We start from the raw sequence: 15157 nt of genomic DNA on the forward strand, positions 1-15157 counted from the left end.
GAATCTGACTAGCGGTTATAGCCTTTCAGATTTGCTTTCTTCAATGCAGACTCGTACTGACTTGACATCATCAGAGTTTGCACTTGAGCCATAAAGTCCATGATGACGACAACCACGATCAGTAGCGAGGTACCACCAAAGTAGAATGGTACTTTCATTGCATCACGCATGAACTCCGGGATCAGGCAGATGAAAGTAATGTACATCGCGCCCACCAGGGTTAAACGCGTCATTACTTTATCGATATACTTCGCCGTTTGCTCTCCCGGACGAATTCCTGGTACGAAGGCACCGGACTTCTTCAGGTTATCTGCTGTCTCACGCGGGTTGAAGACCAACGCCGTGTAGAAGAAACAGAAGAAGATGATTGCAGACGCATAGAGTAACACATAAAGCGGTTGCCCTGGCTGCAAATACAGCGAAATCGTAGTCAGCCAGTTCCAACCGGTACCGCCCCCAAACCATGATGCAATCGTGGCCGGGAACAGAATAATGCTGGAAGCGAAAATCGCCGGGATAACACCCGCCATGTTCACTTTCAACGGTAAATGTGTGCTCTGTGCTGCATAAACACGACGACCTTGTTGACGCTTCGCATAGTTAACGACGATACGACGTTGACCACGCTCGATGAAAACAACGAAGAAGGTTACTGCAAACACCAATACTGCAACCAACAGCAGCAGGAGGAAGTGCAGGTCGCCTTGCCGCGCTTGCTCGATAGTATGGGCCACTGCCGGCGGGAGCCCCGCTACAATACCCGCGAAGATAATGATCGAGATACCGTTGCCGATACCGCGTTCAGTAATCTGCTCACCCAGCCACATCAGGAACATTGTCCCGGTTACCAGGCTCACAACCGCAGTAAAGTAGAATGCAAAGCCTGGATTTAACACCAGGCCCTGCATACCAGGCATATTCGGCAGACCGGTAGCAATACCGATCGACTGGAATATGGCCAATACCAGCGTACCGTAACGGGTGTACTGGCTAATCTTGCGACGGCCAGCCTCCCCTTCTTTCTTGATTTCCGCCAACGCTGGATGAACCACCGTCAGCAGCTGGATAATGATCGACGCCGAGATATACGGCATGATCCCCAGAGCAAAGATAGAAGCACGGCTGAGGGCACCACCAGAGAACATGTTAAACATTTCAATGATAGTGCCTCTCTGCTGCTCAAGCAATTTGGCAAGCACAGTGGCATCGATACCAGGAATCGGAATGAAAGAGCCGATGCGGAAGACAATCAGCGCGCCGATGACAAACAAAAGTCTGCGCTTCAGCTCGCCGAGCCCGCCTTTAGCACTTTGAAAATCTAATCCTGGTTGCTTAGCCATCTGCTACTTATTCCTCAATTTTACCGCCAGCAGCCTCGATAGCAGCACGAGCGCCTTTGGTGACACGCAGACCACGCAGGGTTACCGGACGAGCGACTTCGCCAGAAAGTACAACTTTCGCGAATTCGATCTGGACACCAACTACGTTAGCGGCTTTCAGCGCGTTCAGGTCGATAACATCGCCTTCAACCAGAGCCAGTTCAGACAGACGAACTTCTGCCGTGATCATCGCTTTGCGTGAAGTGAAGCCGAATTTCGGCAGACGACGGTACAGAGGCATCTGACCACCTTCGAAACCACGACGTACGCCACCGCCAGAACGAGACTTCTGACCTTTGTGACCACGGCCGCCGGTTTTACCCAGGCCAGAACCAATACCACGACCTACACGCTTAGGCGCATGCTTGGCACCTTCAGCCGGAGACAGAGTATTTAAACGCATCTGTTACTCCTCAACTTTAACCATGTAGGAAACCAGGTTGACCATACCGCGAACAGCAGGAGTATCCTCGCGCTCTACGGTGTGACCAATACGACGCAGACCCAGACCGAGCAGAGTAGCTTTATGCTTCGGCAGACGGCCAATTGAGCTGCGAGTTTGTGTAACTTTAATAGTCTTAGCCATGGTCAATTACCCCAGAATGTCGGCAACGGATTTACCACGCTTAGCAGCGACCATTTCAGGAGACTTCATATTCGCCAGAGCGTCGATAGTTGCACGAACCACGTTGATCGGGTTGGTGGAACCATAAGCTTTAGCCAATACGTTGTGCACCCCAGCAACTTCGAGAACGGCGCGCATTGCACCGCCCGCGATGATACCGGTACCTTCATGAGCAGGCTGCATGAACACGCGAGAACCCGTGTGAGCGCCCTTAACAGGGTGCTGCAGGGTGCCGCTGTTCAGCGCGACGTTCATCATGTTGCGACGGGCTTTTTCCATCGCTTTCTGGATCGCTGCTGGAACTTCGCGTGCTTTGCCGTAGCCAAAACCAACGCGACCGTTACCATCACCAACTACAGTCAGTGCGGTAAAGCTGAAAATACGGCCACCTTTTACGGTTTTAGATACGCGGTTTACCGCGATCAGCTTTTCCTGCAGTTCGCCAGCTTGTTTTTCGATGTGAGCCATCTTAAACCTCTTCCTTAGAACTGAAGGCCAGCTTCACGGGCAGCATCTGCCAGTGCCTGGACTCGACCATGATATTGGAAACCGGAACGGTCAAAGGATACTTTCGCAATCCCTTTTTCCAACGCGCGCTCAGCCAGAGCTTTACCTACGGCTGCTGCTGCGTCTTTGTTACCGGAATACTTCAGTTGCTCCGCGATAGCTTTTTCTAAAGTAGAAGCGGCTACCAGTACTTCAGAACCGTTTGGAGCAATCACCTGTGCGTAAATGTGACGCGGGGTACGATGTACCACCAGGCGGGTTGCACCCAGCTCTTGGAGCTTGCGGCGTGCGCGGGTCGCACGACGGATACGAGCAGATTTCTTATCCATAGTGTTACCTTACTTCTTCTTAGCCTCTTTGGTACGCACGACTTCGTCGGCGTAACGAACACCTTTGCCTTTGTAAGGCTCAGGACGACGGTAAGCACGCAGATCTGCTGCTACCTGGCCAATTACCTGCTTATCAGCGCCTTTCAGCACGATTTCAGTTTGGCTTGGGCATTCAGCAGTGATACCTGCCGGCAGCTGGTGATCGATAGGGTGAGAGAAGCCCAGGGCCAAATTCACCACGTTGCCTTTAACGGCAGCACGATAACCAACACCTACCAGTTGAAGCTTTTTGGTGAAGCCTTCGGTAACACCAACAACCATTGCGTTCAGCAGAGCGCGCGTGGTACCCGCTTGAGCCCATGCGTTAGCAAAACCTTCGCGCGGAGCGAAAGTCAGTGCGTTAGCTTCTTGCTTCACTTCAACGGCGTCGTGGATAGTACGAGTCAACTCGCCGTTTTTACCCTTAATCGAAATAACCTGACCGTTGAGTTTTACCTCTACGCCGGCAGGAATGACGACGGGTGCTTTTGCAACACGAGACATTCTTTCCTCCCGAATTAAGCTACGTAGCAGATAATCTCGCCACCAAGACCAGCCTGGCGAGCTGCACGATCGGTCATAACACCTTTAGAGGTAGAAACAACAGCGATACCCAAACCGGCCATAACTTTTGGCAGCTCATCTTTTTTCTTGTAGATGCGCAGACCTGGACGGCTGATACGTTGAATGCTTTCTACCACAGCTTTGCCCTGGAAGTACTTCAGTACCAGTTCCAGAACAGGCTTGGCGTCGCCTTCGATTTTGAAATCTTCAATAAAACCTTCTTCCTTCAGCACGTTGGCAATTGCCACTTTCAGCTTGGAGGAAGGCATGGTGACCGCAACTTTGTTCGCGGCTTGACCGTTACGGATACGGGTCAGCATATCCGCGATCGGATCTTGCATGCTCATCTGTCTTTACTCCCGTGATTCAATTGGTAATTACCAGCTAGCCTTTTTCAAGCCTGGTACTTCACCGCGCATAGCGGCTTCACGAAGCTTAATACGGCTCAACCCGAATTTGCCCACATAACCATGTGGACGGCCAGTTTGGCGGCAGCGTTTACGCTGACGAGACGGGCTGGAATCACGCGGCAGAGTTTGCAGCTTGAGAACGGCATTCCAACGATCTTCATCGGATGCGTTCACATCAGAGATAATAGCTTTCAGTTCAGCGCGTTTTGCAAAGAACTTGTCAGCTAATTTCACGCGCTTGACTTCGCGTGCTTTCATTGATTGCTTAGCCATCAGTAACCCTGCCTTACTTGCGGAACGGGAAGTTAAAAGCAGCCAGCAGCGCGCGGCCTTCATCATCAGATTTCGCAGTAGTGGTAATGGTAATATCCAAACCACGAACGCGATCGACTTTGTCGTAGTCGATTTCTGGGAAGATGATTTGCTCACGCACGCCCATGCTGTAGTTGCCACGGCCATCGAATGACTTGGCGGACAGGCCACGGAAGTCACGGATACGTGGAACAGCAATGGAGATCAGGCGCTCAAGGAACTCCCACATGCGTTCGCCACGCAGAGTTACTTTACAGCCGATCGGATAGCCCTGACGGATTTTGAAGCCTGCAACAGATTTGCGGGCTTTGGTGATCAACGGTTTTTGACCGGAGATAGCTGTCAGGTCCGCTGCGGCGTTATCCAGCAGTTTCTTGTCAGCAATCGCTTCACCAACACCCATGTTCAGGGTGATCTTCTCGACCCGAGGGACTTGCATGACAGAGTTGTAATCAAACTGAGACATCAGTTGTTTGACTACCTCGTCTTTGTAGTAATCATGCAGTTTCGCCATCGTATTACTCCAAATTACTTGATAGTTTCGCTGTTAGATTTGAAGAAACGGACTTTTTTGCCGTCTTCGAATCTAAAGCCTACACGGTCAGCCTTGCCGGTAGCCGCGTTGAAGATAGCAATGTTAGAAACCTGAATTGCAGCTTCTTTTTCAACAATGCCGCCTGGTTGGTTCAGAGCCGGAACCGGCTTCTGGTGTTTCTTAACCAGGTTGATGCCTTCAACAATGACCTTGCCAGCAGACAGGACATTTTTTACTTTACCGCGCTTACCTTTGTCTTTCCCGGTAATCACGATAACTTCGTCATCACGACGGATCTTCGCTGCCATGTTCGCTCCTTAGAGTACTTCTGGTGCCAGAGAGATAATTTTCATGAACTTCTCATTACGCAGTTCACGAGTTACCGGCCCAAAAATACGCGTACCGATTGGCTGCTCGCTGTTATTGTTCAAAATAACGCATGCATTGCCATCGAAGCGAATGACAGAACCGTCCGGGCGACGTACACCCTTCTTGGTGCGCACCACTACCGCCTTCAGAACATCGCCTTTCTTCACCTTACCGCGAGGAATTGCTTCCTTGATGGTAATTTTGATGATGTCGCCGACGCCTGCGTAGCGACGGTGCGAGCCACCTAGAACCTTGATACACATTACGCGACGTGCACCGGAGTTGTCGGCGACGTTCAGCATAGTCTGTTCTTGGATCATTTTAGTGCTCCGCTAATGTCAACTACTACTTTAAAGACCCAAGTAAAAATTAGGCCGTTGAAAAGCCCCATAACCGAGGGCGCAGCATTATAACACCGCTTACTTGGTATGGGTAGAAAAAATAAACGGCTCATTTTCTGAGCCGTTTATTAAGTGAGAGCCAGCTACTCTATTACAGAATCGCTTTCTCTACAACGCGAACCAGCGTCCAGGACTTGGTCTTGGACAGTGGGCGGCATTCGCGGATTTCCACCACGTCGCCGGTACCACATTCGTTGTTCTCGTCATGTACGTGCAGCTTGGTCGTACGTTTGATGAATTTCCCGTAGATCGGGTGCTTCACAGTACGTTCGATAGCAACAACGATGGATTTCTCCATTTTATCGCTAACAACACGACCCTGCAGGGTACGGATAACTTCAGTCATTTACACACCCGCCTTTTGAGTCAGTAAAGTCTTAACGCGTGCGACGTCACGACGCACTTGTTTCAACAGGTGAGTTTGTTGCAGCTGGCCACTGGCCGCCTGCATGCGCAAGTTGAATTGCTCACGCAGCAGGTTGAGCAGCTCGGCATTCAGCTCTTCAACGCTTTTTTCACGCAGCTCTTGTGCTTTCATTACATCACCGTCTTAGTTACAAAGGTGGTTTTGATCGGCAGTTTCGCTGCTGCCAGTTTGAATGCCTCGCGGGCAACCTCTTCTGGCACGCCGTCCATTTCGTACAGGACCTTACCAGGCTGGATCAGGGCAACCCAATACTCCACGTTACCCTTACCTTTACCCATACGCACTTCCAGCGGCTTCTCGGTGATCGGTTTGTCCGGGAATACACGGATCCAGATCTTGCCTTGACGCTTAACTGCACGAGTCATTGCACGACGAGCTGCTTCGATTTGACGAGCAGTCAGACGGCCACGGCCAACAGCTTTCAGACCGAAAGTGCCGAAGCTAACATCCGTACCTTGCGCCAGACCACGGTTGCGGCCCTTGTGCACCTTACGGAATTTTGTACGCTTTGGTTGTAACATCAGCGACTCTCCTTACTTGCGGCCTTTACGCTGCTGCTTTTTAGGTTGAGCAGCCGGTTCCGGTTGTTCAACTGCAGCCATACCACCCAGGATCTCACCTTTGAAGATCCATACCTTAACGCCGATTACACCATAAGTGGTGTGCGCTTCAGATGTGTTGTAGTCGATGTCCGCACGCAGAGTGTGCAATGGAACACGACCTTCGCGGTACCATTCGGTACGTGCGATTTCAGCGCCGCCAAGACGGCCGCTTACTTCAACTTTGATACCTTTAGCGCCAAGACGCATTGCGTTCTGTACTGCACGCTTCATAGCACGACGGAACATCACGCGACGTTCCAGCTGAGAAGTGATGCTGTCAGCAACCAATTTAGCGTCGAGTTCCGGTTTACGGACTTCGGCGATGTTGATCTGTGCAGGAACGCCAGCGATGTCCGCTACGACCTTGCGCAGTTTTTCGACGTCTTCACCTTTCTTGCCGATAACGATGCCTGGGCGAGCAGTGTGAATGGTCACACGGATGCTCTTCGCAGGACGCTCGATAACGATGCGAGAAACGGAAGCTTTCGACAGTTCCTTAGTCAGGAATTGACGAACTTTAAAGTCGCTGTCCAGGTTGTCAGCGAATTCTTTGGTATTCGCATACCAAGTAGAGTTCCAAGGTTTGACAATACCCAGGCGAATACCATTAGGATGTACTTTCTGACCCATTGCTAGTCTCCAGAGTCTCAGCGATCGGACACAACCACAGTAATGTGGCTGGTGCGCTTCAGGATGCGATCTGCACGACCTTTTGCACGCGGCATAATGCGCTTCATGCTTGGGCCTTCGTCTACGAAGATTTTCGTAACTTTCAGATCATCGATGTCAGCGCCATCGTTGTGTTCTGCGTTAGCAATGGCAGACTCCAGCACTTTCTTAACCAGACCAGCAGCTTTCTTGTTGGTGTAGGTCAGAGTTTCCAGAGCTTGCGACACTTTCTTACCGCGAATCAGGTCAGCAACAAGGCGAACCTTCTGAGCAGAAGAACGAGCGTGGCGATGTTTAGCGATAGTTTCCATCTCTTCCTCCTACCTTAGCGCTTTTTAGCTTTTTTATCAGCCGCATGGCCGCGATAAGTACGAGTCGGCGCGAATTCACCCAGTTTGTGACCGACCATTTCATCGGAAACGAACACTGGTACGTGCTGACGACCATTATGGACAGCGATGGTCAAACCGATCATGTTAGGAAAGATCGTTGAACGACGGGACCAAGTGCGCAAAGGCTTCTTGTCACCGCTTTCCACCGCTTTCTCTACCTTCTTCAGCAAGTGCAGGTCAATAAAAGGACCTTTCTTGAGAGAACGTGGCATGGCTTATCCTCTAATTATTTTTTGCTACGGCGACGTACGATGAACTTATCAGTACGCTTGTTGCTACGGGTCTTCTTACCTTTGGTCTGAACGCCCCACGGAGTTACCGGGTGCTTACCAAAGTTACGACCTTCACCACCACCGTGCGGGTGATCTACCGGGTTCATCGCCGTACCGCGAACGGTAGGACGAACACCACGCCAACGTGCAGCACCTGCTTTACCCAGAACGCGAAGCATGTGTTCAGCGTTACCGACTTCACCCAGGGTGGCGCGGCAATCAGCTGGAACTTTACGCATTTCGCCGGAGCGCAGACGCAGAGTTACGTAGGAACCATCACGAGCAACGATCTGAACGTAGGCACCAGCGGAGCGAGCCATCTGGCCGCCTTTACCTGGTTTCATTTCTACGTTGTGAACCGTTGAACCAACTGGAATGTTGCGCATCGGCAGGGTGTTACCCGCTTTGATTGCAGCATCAACGCCAGATTGAATCTGGTCACCAGCTTTCAGGCCTTTCGGCGCCAGGATGTAACGGCGTTCGCCGTCTTTGTACAGAACCAGCGCGATGTTCGCGGAACGGTTCGGATCGTACTCCAGACGCTCAACCACAGCAGGGATACCGTCTTTGTTGCGCTTGAAGTCAACCAGACGATAATGTTGCTTGTGGCCACCACCGATATGACGGGTGGTGATACGGCCATTGTTGTTACGACCACCGCTTTTGCTCAGTTTTTCCAGCAGCGGGGCATAAGGTTTACCCTTGTGCAGCTCAGGGTTAACCACTTTAACAACGTGGCGACGACCCGGAGATGTAGGTTTACATTTAACAATTGCCATTGTTCTTACTCCTCCGACTTACTCTGCGCCGCCGATGAAGTCCAGATTCTGGCCTTCTTTCAGGGTGACGTAAGCTTTTTTCCAGTCGCTACGACGACCAACACGCTGACCGTGACGCTTCACTTTCCCTTTAACTACCAGGGTGTTCACGTCTTCGACTTCGACTTCAAACAGTTTCTGCACTGCAGCTTTGATTTCTGCTTTGGTCGCGTCTTTGGCAACTTTGAGAACGATGGTGTTGCTTTTTTCCATCGCAGCGGATGCTTTTTCAGATACGTGCGGTGCACGCAGCACTTTCAGCAAACGTTCTTCACGGATCATGCCAGCATCTCCTCAACTTGCTTCACAGCATCAGCAGTCATAACCACTTTGTCGAAGGCGATCAGGCTAACCGGATCGATACCTGCTACATCGCGCACGTCAACCTTGTACAGGTTACGAGCTGCCAGGAACAGATTCTCATCCAGTTCACCGGTCACGATCAGCACGTCTTCCAGAGCCATATCTTTCAGTTTCTGTGCCAGCAGCTTAGTTTTAGGCGCTTCTACAGAGAACTTCTCGACAACGATCAGACGATCTTGACGTACCAGTTCGGACAGGATGCTTTTCAGCGCGCCGCGGTACATCTTTTTGTTTACTTTCTGACTGTGGTCCTGTGGCTTAGCAGCAAAGGTCACGCCGCCTGAACGCCAGATCGGGCTCTTTACAGAACCTGAACGCGCACGGCCGGTGCCTTTCTGACGCCATGGCTTTTTGCCGGAACCAGTTACTTCAGCACGGGTCTTCTGAGCACGGGTACCTTGACGGGCACCTGCTGCATAAGCAACAACAACCTGGTGTACCAGCGCTTCGTTGAAATCACGACCGAAGGTAGTTTCGGAAACAGTCAGCGCGCTTTGCGCGTCTTTCAATACTAATTCCATTGCTATCCCCTTACGCCTTCACAGCTGGTTTAACGATCAGGTTGCCACCGGTTGCGCCCGGTACAGCACCCTTAACCAGCAGCAGGTTGCGCTCAGCGTCAACACGTACTACGTCCAGGCTCTGAACGGTTACGCGCTCATCACCCAGGTGGCCAGCCATTTTCTTGCCTTTGAACACTTTGCCCGGAGTCTGGTTCTGACCGATAGAACCCGGAACGCGGTGAGACAAGGAGTTACCGTGGGTAGCGTCTTGGGTACGGAAGTTCCAGCGCTTAACAGTGCCAGCAAAACCTTTACCTTTAGAAGTACCGGTAACATCGACTTTTTTAACGTCAGCGAAGATTTCTACGCTAATTTCCTGACCTGCAGCGAATTCTTGACCTTCTTCCAGGCGGAATTCCCACAGACCACGGCCAGCTTCAACGCCAGCTTTAGCGAAATGGCCCGCTTCCGGCTTGGTTACACGGTTAGCTTTTTTGCTACCGGTGGTAACCTGAACGGCACGGTAACCGTCGGTGTCCAGGCTTTTAACCTGAGTCACGCGGTTCGCTTCAATTTCAATTACGGTTACTGGGATAGAAACGCCATCTTCAGTGAAGATACGGGTCATACCCACTTTTTTACCGACTAAACCAATCATTGTTTCAACCTCTCAATCGCTCAATGACCTGATTAACCCAGGCTGATCTGCACGTCTACACCGGCAGCCAGATCCAGACGCATCAGAGCATCAACGGTTTTCTCGGTTGGCTCAACGATGTCAACCAGACGCTTGTGAGTGCGAATCTCGTACTGATCGCGCGCGTCTTTGTTGACGTGCGGAGAAATCAGAACGGTAAAGCGCTCTTTGCGAGTTGGCAGCGGGATCGGACCACGGACTTGCGCACCAGTGCGCTTTGCAGTCTCGACGATTTCCGCGGTTGATTGATCGATCAGACGATGATCAAACGCTTTCAGGCGGATACGGATTCTTTGGTTCTGCATGAGACCAGAGCTCCAATTATTTATAAACGTAAATAATTACTCCTCACACCCATTTCGATTGATGGGGGAGTGTAATCGTCAACATATAACCCCCATATCGGGAGTATTGTTCGAGAGGCAAAAAAGGCCTGCCAATCGACTGATTCGCTAAAATCAGGCTTACCAAGATTAGGTAAGCCCGCGCATTATACGCAAAATGGCCGAGGAAGCAAGCCGCAGTTGGAAATATGCTCAGGAAATCGTCATTTTTGCGCGTTCAGATGCAGTCGCGAGATGAAGGCGGCAAACAGGGTATGAATTATGCTTGGTAGGGACGCTCCCCTGCCCCACCGTAAAAACGGTTGCCGGCAGGAGAAACGATGACGAACAGAAGGCAGGTTTACTCTTTGCGCTCTAGAACCTGGGCCTGGGCATAGTTTTGAATACCGAGGCGAGCGATCAGATCCAGCTCGGTTTCCAGCCAGTCGATATGCTCTTCTTCATCGGCCAGGATGTCGATCATTAAATCGCGGCTGACGTAATCGTGGATCGAGTCGGCATAGGCGATACCTTCGCGCAGGTTTTTGGCACCCGCCAGCTCCAGCGCCAAATCGGAACGCAGCATCTCTTCAATGTCTTCGCCGATGTTCAGCTTGCCGAGATCTTGCAGGTTCGGGATCCCTTCCAGGAACAGGATACGCTCGATGTAGCGATCGGCATGTTTCATTTCGTCGATCGACTCGTGGTACTCCTTGTCGTTGAGGCGCATTAACCCCCAATTCTTGAACATGCGGGCGTGCAGGAAATATTGATTGATGGCAACCAGCTCGTTACCGAGCAGCTTGTTGAGGTGAGCAATGATCTTTTTATCGCCTTTCATAGGTAATTCCTCCTGGCCAGTTCTAAAAGTGTAGAACCTGTAAGCCAAGAGTCAAAAATAACCTTACCCTTTGTTAGGCAACTTCATGCATTGGGATGATAGTTCCGCGTTCCTCCACCATAATCTGTCTTGCCTGACGAATGCACTTTCCACAATCGGTACCAATCGGCACAAGTTCACGCAGCTGCTTCATGGTATGGGGATTGTGCTGACGCACCGCATTACGGATCGCTTTGTCAGTCACCGCATTACACAGACATACATACATAGAGAGACTCACTTCTTAACCAATGCACTGAGTCTAAATGGGAATGGTTTTTATTTCAATTAAGATTTAAACAAATTGCATAAAAAAAGGGCACCGAAGTGCCCTTTTTTGTGTCGAAAAAATTATTCGCGATTAAGCGATAACTTTAGCAACAACACCTGCGCCAACGGTACGGCCGCCTTCACGGATTGCGAAACGCAGACCGTCGTCCATCGCGATTGGGTGAATCAGGGTTACAACCATGTTCACGTTGTCGCCTGGCATTACCATCTCTACGCCTTCTGGCAGTTCGATGGTACCGGTCACGTCAGTTGTACGGAAGTAGAACTGTGGACGGTAGCCTTTGAAGAATGGCGTGTGACGACCACCTTCATCTTTGCTCAGGATGTACACTTCAGATTCGAACTGGGTGTGTGGCTTGATAGAGCCTGGCTTCGCCAGTACCTGACCACGTTCGATTTCTTCACGTTTGATACCACGCAGCAGAACACCTACGTTCTCACCAGCACGGCCCTCGTCCAGCAGTTTGCGGAACATTTCAACGCCAGTACAGGTAGACTTAACGGTGTCTTTGATACCAACGATTTCAACTTCTTCGCCAACTTTGATGATACCGCGCTCAACACGACCGGTAACAACGGTACCACGACCGGAGATGGAGAATACGTCTTCGATTGGCAGCAGGAACGGCTTGTCGATAGCACGCTCTGGCTCTGGGATGTAGCTGTCCAGCGCTTCGGCCAGTTCGATGATTTTCGCTTCCCACTCAGCTTCGCCTTCCAGCGCTTTCAGCGCGGAACCGCGGATTACTGGCAGGTCGTCGCCTGGGAAGTCGTAAGCGGACAGCAGTTCGCGAACTTCCATTTCTACCAGTTCCAGCAGCTCTTCATCATCAACCATGTCGCATTTGTTCATGAATACGATGATGAAAGGAACGCCAACCTGACGACCCAGCAGGATGTGCTCACGGGTCTGAGGCATTGGGCCGTCAGTCGCAGCAACTACCAGGATCGCGCCGTCCATCTGAGCAGCACCGGTGATCATGTTTTTCACGTAGTCGGCGTGCCCTGGGCAGTCAACGTGCGCGTAGTGACGAGTCGGGGTGTCATACTCAACGTGAGAGGTGTTGATGGTGATACCACGAGCTTTTTCTTCTGGCGCGTTATCGATCTGGTCGAAAGCACGTGCAGAACCGCCGTAGGTTTTAGCCAGAACGGTGGTGATCGCTGCAGTCAGGGTAGTTTTACCGTGGTCAACGTGGCCGATAGTACCAACGTTAACGTGCGGTTTTGTACGTTCAAATTTTTCTTTAGACACGGCTATATTCCTTACTATAGCGCTCTCCCCTTCTGGAGAGAGCACGGGACTTTGGTTTTAACCCTGCGGCTTATTTGCCACGGGCTTCGATTACGGCCTGAGCGACGTTGTTCGGTGCATCATCATACTTCAGGAATTCCATGGTGTATGATGCGCGACCTTTAGTCAGAGAACGCAGCTGAGTTGCGTAGCCGAACATTTCGGACAACGGTACTTCAGCGTGGATCTTAACGCCAGTCACTTCAGATTCCTGACCGCGCAGCATGCCGCGACGACGGCTCAAGTCACCGATAACGTCACCGGTGTTCTCTTCTGGAGTCTCAACTTCAACCTTCATGATAGGCTCAAGCAGAACTGGTTTCGCTTTCTTAAAGCCTTCTTTAAAGGCGATAGACGCGGCCAGTTTAAACGCCAGTTCAGAGGAGTCAACGTCGTGGTAAGAACCGAAGTGCAGACGAATACCCATGTCTACTACCGGGTAACCAGCCAACGGACCAGACTTCAGCTGCTCCTGGATGCCTTTATCAACGGCAGGGATGTATTCGCCAGGAATTACGCCGCCTTTGATGTCGTTGATGAACTCGTAACCTTTCGGGTTAGAGCCCGGCTCCAGTGGGTACATGTCGATCACAACGTGACCGTACTGACCGCGACCACCAGACTGCTTGGCGTGCTTACCTTCAACATCGGTAATCTTCGCGCGAATCGCTTCGCGGTAAGCTACCTGAGGTTTGCCCACGTTAGCTTCAACGTTGAATTCACGCTTCATGCGGTCAACGATGATGTCGAGGTGCAGTTCACCCATACCGGCGATGATGGTCTGGTTAGACTCTTCGTCAGTCCATACGCGGAATGACGGGTCTTCTTTAGCCAGACGGCCCAGAGCCAGACCCATTTTTTCCTGGTCAGCTTTGGTTTTCGGTTCAACGGCGATAGAGATTACCGGCTCAGGGAATTCCATACGCTCCAGGATGATTGGAGAGTCTGGATCACACAGGGTGTCCCCGGTGGTCACGTCTTTCAGACCGATCGCAGCGGCGATGTCGCCTGCGCGAACTTCTTTGATCTCTTCACGCTTGTTGGCGTGCATCTGAACGATACGGCCGAAACGCTCGCGCGCAGACTTAACGGAGTTCAGCACGGTGTCGCCGGAGTTAACAACGCCGGAGTACACGCGGAAGAAGGTCAAGTTACCTACGAACGGGTCGGTAGCGATTTTGAACGCCAGAGCAGAGAACGGCTCGTCATCACTTGCGTGACGCTCAGCCGGAGTGTCTTTACCGTCGTCCAGGATACCGTTGATCGCAGGAACGTCAGTTGGTGCCGGCAGGTATTCGATTACCGCATCCAGCATCGCCTGCACGCCCTTGTTCTTGAACGCAGAACCGCAGGTAACCAGGATGATTTCGTTGTTCAGTACGCGCTGACGCAGAGCAGTTTTGATTTCTTCCTCGGTCAGCTCTTCGCCGCCCAAGTATTTTTCCATCAGCTCTTCGGAAGCTTCCGCAGCGGACTCGATCAGGTTCTGGCGCCATTCTTCAGCCAGATCCATCATGTCAGCCGGGACGTCTTCGTATTCGAAGGTTACGCCTGCGTCTTCTTCGTTCCAGTTGATCGCCTTCATTTTCACCAGGTCGATAACGCCGGTGAATTTATCTTCTGCGCCGATAGCCAGCTGCAGAGGAACAGGGTTGGCGCCCAGACGAGATTTGATCTGGCCTACAACTTTCAGGAAGTTAGCGCCCATACGGTCCATTTTGTTAACGAACGCGATACGTGGCACTTTGTATTTGTTAGCCTGACGCCATACGGTTTCAGACTGTGGCTGAACACCACCAACAGCACAGTAAACCATTACCGCGCCATCCAGCACACGCATGGAACGTTCTACTTCGATGGTGAAGTCAACGTGCCCTGGGGTGTCGATGATGTTTACGCGATGCGGTTCGAACTGCTTAGCCATACCAGACCAGAAAGCAGTAGTCGCTGCAGAAGTGATGGTAATACCACGCTCCTGCTCCTGTTCCATCCAGTCCATGGTGGCAGCGCCGTCATGAACTTCACCGATTTTGTGGTTTACACCGGTGTAGAACAGAATACGTTCGGTAGTGGTGGTTTTACCGGCGTCGATGTGAGCACTGATACCGATGTTGCGGTAGCGTGCAATGGGTGTTGTACGAGCCATTTGATTCCTC

Annotated in this window: 26 protein-coding genes; all 26 read right to left on the reverse strand. The window is 51.4% G+C overall.

Annotated elements, in window-relative coordinates; translation table 11 throughout:
• Window positions 1-8: 8 nt before the first annotated feature.
• Window positions 9-1340, reverse strand: coding sequence for a preprotein translocase subunit SecY (gene secY / locus SSARUM2_RS22225; RefSeq protein WP_004929740.1), 1332 nt, complete (start codon window positions 1338-1340; stop codon window positions 9-11).
• 7 nt (window positions 1341-1347) lie between these two features.
• Window positions 1348-1782, reverse strand: a complete 435-nt coding sequence (gene rplO / locus SSARUM2_RS22230; RefSeq protein ID WP_004929742.1) for a 50S ribosomal protein L15 — start codon at window positions 1780-1782, stop codon at window positions 1348-1350.
• Between the two features lie 3 nt (window positions 1783-1785).
• A complete protein-coding gene (gene rpmD, locus SSARUM2_RS22235; protein WP_048232028.1) occupies window positions 1786-1965 on the reverse strand; it encodes a 50S ribosomal protein L30 in 180 nt (59 codons plus the stop codon).
• 6 nt (window positions 1966-1971) lie between these two features.
• Window positions 1972-2472 (reverse strand): 30S ribosomal protein S5, encoded by a 501-nt coding sequence (gene rpsE, locus SSARUM2_RS22240; RefSeq protein WP_004929747.1) that lies wholly within the window; start codon window positions 2470-2472, stop codon window positions 1972-1974.
• Between the two features lie 14 nt (window positions 2473-2486).
• Window positions 2487-2840, reverse strand: coding sequence for a 50S ribosomal protein L18 (gene rplR / locus SSARUM2_RS22245; RefSeq protein WP_004929748.1), 354 nt, complete (start codon window positions 2838-2840; stop codon window positions 2487-2489).
• A 9-nt stretch (window positions 2841-2849) separates the two neighbouring features.
• Window positions 2850-3383, reverse strand: a complete 534-nt coding sequence (gene rplF, locus SSARUM2_RS22250; RefSeq protein ID WP_004929751.1) for a 50S ribosomal protein L6 — start codon at window positions 3381-3383, stop codon at window positions 2850-2852.
• A 14-nt stretch (window positions 3384-3397) separates the two neighbouring features.
• A complete protein-coding gene (gene rpsH / locus SSARUM2_RS22255) occupies window positions 3398-3790 on the reverse strand; it encodes a 30S ribosomal protein S8 (RefSeq protein ID WP_004929753.1) in 393 nt (130 codons plus the stop codon).
• 30 nt (window positions 3791-3820) lie between these two features.
• Window positions 3821-4126, reverse strand: a complete 306-nt coding sequence (rpsN, locus tag SSARUM2_RS22260) for a 30S ribosomal protein S14 (RefSeq protein ID WP_004929754.1) — start codon at window positions 4124-4126, stop codon at window positions 3821-3823.
• Window positions 4127-4139: 13 nt separating this feature from the next.
• Window positions 4140-4679, reverse strand: a complete 540-nt coding sequence (rplE, locus tag SSARUM2_RS22265) for a 50S ribosomal protein L5 (protein ID WP_033636253.1) — start codon at window positions 4677-4679, stop codon at window positions 4140-4142.
• A 14-nt stretch (window positions 4680-4693) separates the two neighbouring features.
• Window positions 4694-5008: a 50S ribosomal protein L24 gene (rplX, locus tag SSARUM2_RS22270; RefSeq protein WP_004929758.1), complete on the reverse strand. Its 315-nt coding sequence runs from the start codon at window positions 5006-5008 to the stop codon at window positions 4694-4696.
• A gap of 9 nt (window positions 5009-5017) precedes the next feature.
• Window positions 5018-5389: a 50S ribosomal protein L14 gene (gene rplN / locus SSARUM2_RS22275; protein ID WP_000613954.1), complete on the reverse strand. Its 372-nt coding sequence runs from the start codon at window positions 5387-5389 to the stop codon at window positions 5018-5020.
• Window positions 5390-5561: 172 nt separating this feature from the next.
• Window positions 5562-5816: a 30S ribosomal protein S17 gene (gene rpsQ / locus SSARUM2_RS22280; RefSeq protein ID WP_004929760.1), complete on the reverse strand. Its 255-nt coding sequence runs from the start codon at window positions 5814-5816 to the stop codon at window positions 5562-5564.
• Window positions 5817-6008 carry a 50S ribosomal protein L29 gene (gene rpmC, locus SSARUM2_RS22285; protein WP_004929762.1) on the reverse strand — a complete coding sequence of 64 codons (192 nt, stop codon included), beginning with the start codon at window positions 6006-6008 and terminating at the stop codon, window positions 5817-5819.
• Window positions 6008-6418, reverse strand: coding sequence for a 50S ribosomal protein L16 (gene rplP, locus SSARUM2_RS22290; RefSeq protein WP_004929764.1), 411 nt, complete (start codon window positions 6416-6418; stop codon window positions 6008-6010). Before rplP ends, rpmC begins: the two co-directional genes overlap by 1 nt.
• A gap of 12 nt (window positions 6419-6430) precedes the next feature.
• Window positions 6431-7129 carry a 30S ribosomal protein S3 gene (gene rpsC / locus SSARUM2_RS22295; protein WP_004929766.1) on the reverse strand — a complete coding sequence of 233 codons (699 nt, stop codon included), beginning with the start codon at window positions 7127-7129 and terminating at the stop codon, window positions 6431-6433.
• A gap of 17 nt (window positions 7130-7146) precedes the next feature.
• Window positions 7147-7479 carry a 50S ribosomal protein L22 gene (gene rplV, locus SSARUM2_RS22300; protein ID WP_002223844.1) on the reverse strand — a complete coding sequence of 111 codons (333 nt, stop codon included), beginning with the start codon at window positions 7477-7479 and terminating at the stop codon, window positions 7147-7149.
• 14 nt (window positions 7480-7493) lie between these two features.
• Window positions 7494-7772, reverse strand: a complete 279-nt coding sequence (gene rpsS, locus SSARUM2_RS22305; RefSeq protein ID WP_004929772.1) for a 30S ribosomal protein S19 — start codon at window positions 7770-7772, stop codon at window positions 7494-7496.
• Between the two features lie 14 nt (window positions 7773-7786).
• On the reverse strand, window positions 7787-8611 hold the full coding sequence (rplB, locus tag SSARUM2_RS22310; protein ID WP_004929775.1) for a 50S ribosomal protein L2: 825 nt from the start codon (window positions 8609-8611) through the stop codon (window positions 7787-7789).
• Window positions 8612-8629: 18 nt separating this feature from the next.
• Window positions 8630-8932, reverse strand: a complete 303-nt coding sequence (gene rplW / locus SSARUM2_RS22315) for a 50S ribosomal protein L23 (protein ID WP_004951179.1) — start codon at window positions 8930-8932, stop codon at window positions 8630-8632.
• Window positions 8929-9534 carry a 50S ribosomal protein L4 gene (gene rplD / locus SSARUM2_RS22320; protein ID WP_004929779.1) on the reverse strand — a complete coding sequence of 202 codons (606 nt, stop codon included), beginning with the start codon at window positions 9532-9534 and terminating at the stop codon, window positions 8929-8931. The genes rplW and rplD overlap by 4 nt, the downstream gene beginning before the upstream one ends.
• A 10-nt stretch (window positions 9535-9544) precedes the next feature.
• Window positions 9545-10174 (reverse strand): 50S ribosomal protein L3, encoded by a 630-nt coding sequence (rplC, locus tag SSARUM2_RS22325; RefSeq protein WP_015379265.1) that lies wholly within the window; start codon window positions 10172-10174, stop codon window positions 9545-9547.
• A gap of 32 nt (window positions 10175-10206) precedes the next feature.
• Window positions 10207-10518, reverse strand: coding sequence for a 30S ribosomal protein S10 (gene rpsJ, locus SSARUM2_RS22330; RefSeq protein ID WP_001181005.1), 312 nt, complete (start codon window positions 10516-10518; stop codon window positions 10207-10209).
• 379 nt (window positions 10519-10897) lie between these two features.
• Complete coding sequence (gene bfr, locus SSARUM2_RS22335; RefSeq protein ID WP_033636255.1) at window positions 10898-11377, reverse strand: bacterioferritin; 480 nt, start codon at window positions 11375-11377, stop codon at window positions 10898-10900.
• Window positions 11378-11450: 73 nt separating this feature from the next.
• Window positions 11451-11645: a bacterioferritin-associated ferredoxin gene (gene bfd / locus SSARUM2_RS22340; protein ID WP_015379266.1), complete on the reverse strand. Its 195-nt coding sequence runs from the start codon at window positions 11643-11645 to the stop codon at window positions 11451-11453.
• Window positions 11646-11777: 132 nt separating this feature from the next.
• Window positions 11778-12962: an elongation factor Tu gene (tuf, locus tag SSARUM2_RS22345; protein WP_015376315.1), complete on the reverse strand. Its 1185-nt coding sequence runs from the start codon at window positions 12960-12962 to the stop codon at window positions 11778-11780.
• A gap of 70 nt (window positions 12963-13032) precedes the next feature.
• Window positions 13033-15147, reverse strand: coding sequence for an elongation factor G (fusA, locus tag SSARUM2_RS22350; protein ID WP_033636256.1), 2115 nt, complete (start codon window positions 15145-15147; stop codon window positions 13033-13035).
• Window positions 15148-15157 lie beyond the last annotated feature (10 nt).

It is taken from the genome of Serratia sp. K-E0102, assembly GCF_029962625.1.
GTDB classification, from domain to species: domain Bacteria; phylum Pseudomonadota; class Gammaproteobacteria; order Enterobacterales; family Enterobacteriaceae; genus Serratia; species Serratia sarumanii.

Coding starts and splice junctions, on each gene's coding strand:
- secY (WP_004929740.1), bottom strand. CDS start 1,340: ATGGCTAAGCAACCAGGATTAGATTTTCAAAGTGCTAAAGGCGGGCTC.
- rplO (WP_004929742.1), bottom strand. CDS start 1,782: ATGCGTTTAAATACTCTGTCTCCGGCTGAAGGTGCCAAGCATGCGCCT.
- rpmD (WP_048232028.1), bottom strand. CDS start 1,965: ATGGCTAAGACTATTAAAGTTACACAAACTCGCAGCTCAATTGGCCGT.
- rpsE (WP_004929747.1), bottom strand. CDS start 2,472: ATGGCTCACATCGAAAAACAAGCTGGCGAACTGCAGGAAAAGCTGATC.
- rplR (WP_004929748.1), bottom strand. CDS start 2,840: ATGGATAAGAAATCTGCTCGTATCCGTCGTGCGACCCGCGCACGCCGC.
- rplF (WP_004929751.1), bottom strand. CDS start 3,383: ATGTCTCGTGTTGCAAAAGCACCCGTCGTCATTCCTGCCGGCGTAGAG.
- rpsH (WP_004929753.1), bottom strand. CDS start 3,790: ATGAGCATGCAAGATCCGATCGCGGATATGCTGACCCGTATCCGTAAC.
- rpsN (WP_004929754.1), bottom strand. CDS start 4,126: ATGGCTAAGCAATCAATGAAAGCACGCGAAGTCAAGCGCGTGAAATTA.
- rplE (WP_033636253.1), bottom strand. CDS start 4,679: ATGGCGAAACTGCATGATTACTACAAAGACGAGGTAGTCAAACAACTG.
- rplX (WP_004929758.1), bottom strand. CDS start 5,008: ATGGCAGCGAAGATCCGTCGTGATGACGAAGTTATCGTGATTACCGGG.
- rplN (WP_000613954.1), bottom strand. CDS start 5,389: ATGATCCAAGAACAGACTATGCTGAACGTCGCCGACAACTCCGGTGCA.
- rpsQ (WP_004929760.1), bottom strand. CDS start 5,816: ATGACTGAAGTTATCCGTACCCTGCAGGGTCGTGTTGTTAGCGATAAA.
- rpmC (WP_004929762.1), bottom strand. CDS start 6,008: ATGAAAGCACAAGAGCTGCGTGAAAAAAGCGTTGAAGAGCTGAATGCC.
- rplP (WP_004929764.1), bottom strand. CDS start 6,418: ATGTTACAACCAAAGCGTACAAAATTCCGTAAGGTGCACAAGGGCCGC.
- rpsC (WP_004929766.1), bottom strand. CDS start 7,129: ATGGGTCAGAAAGTACATCCTAATGGTATTCGCCTGGGTATTGTCAAA.
- rplV (WP_002223844.1), bottom strand. CDS start 7,479: ATGGAAACTATCGCTAAACATCGCCACGCTCGTTCTTCTGCTCAGAAG.
- rpsS (WP_004929772.1), bottom strand. CDS start 7,772: ATGCCACGTTCTCTCAAGAAAGGTCCTTTTATTGACCTGCACTTGCTG.
- rplB (WP_004929775.1), bottom strand. CDS start 8,611: ATGGCAATTGTTAAATGTAAACCTACATCTCCGGGTCGTCGCCACGTT.
- rplW (WP_004951179.1), bottom strand. CDS start 8,932: ATGATCCGTGAAGAACGTTTGCTGAAAGTGCTGCGTGCACCGCACGTA.
- rplD (WP_004929779.1), bottom strand. CDS start 9,534: ATGGAATTAGTATTGAAAGACGCGCAAAGCGCGCTGACTGTTTCCGAA.
- rplC (WP_015379265.1), bottom strand. CDS start 10,174: ATGATTGGTTTAGTCGGTAAAAAAGTGGGTATGACCCGTATCTTCACT.
- rpsJ (WP_001181005.1), bottom strand. CDS start 10,518: ATGCAGAACCAAAGAATCCGTATCCGCCTGAAAGCGTTTGATCATCGT.
- bfr (WP_033636255.1), bottom strand. CDS start 11,377: ATGAAAGGCGATAAAAAGATCATTGCTCACCTCAACAAGCTGCTCGGT.
- bfd (WP_015379266.1), bottom strand. CDS start 11,645: ATGTATGTATGTCTGTGTAATGCGGTGACTGACAAAGCGATCCGTAAT.
- fusA (WP_033636256.1), bottom strand. CDS start 15,147: ATGGCTCGTACAACACCCATTGCACGCTACCGCAACATCGGTATCAGT.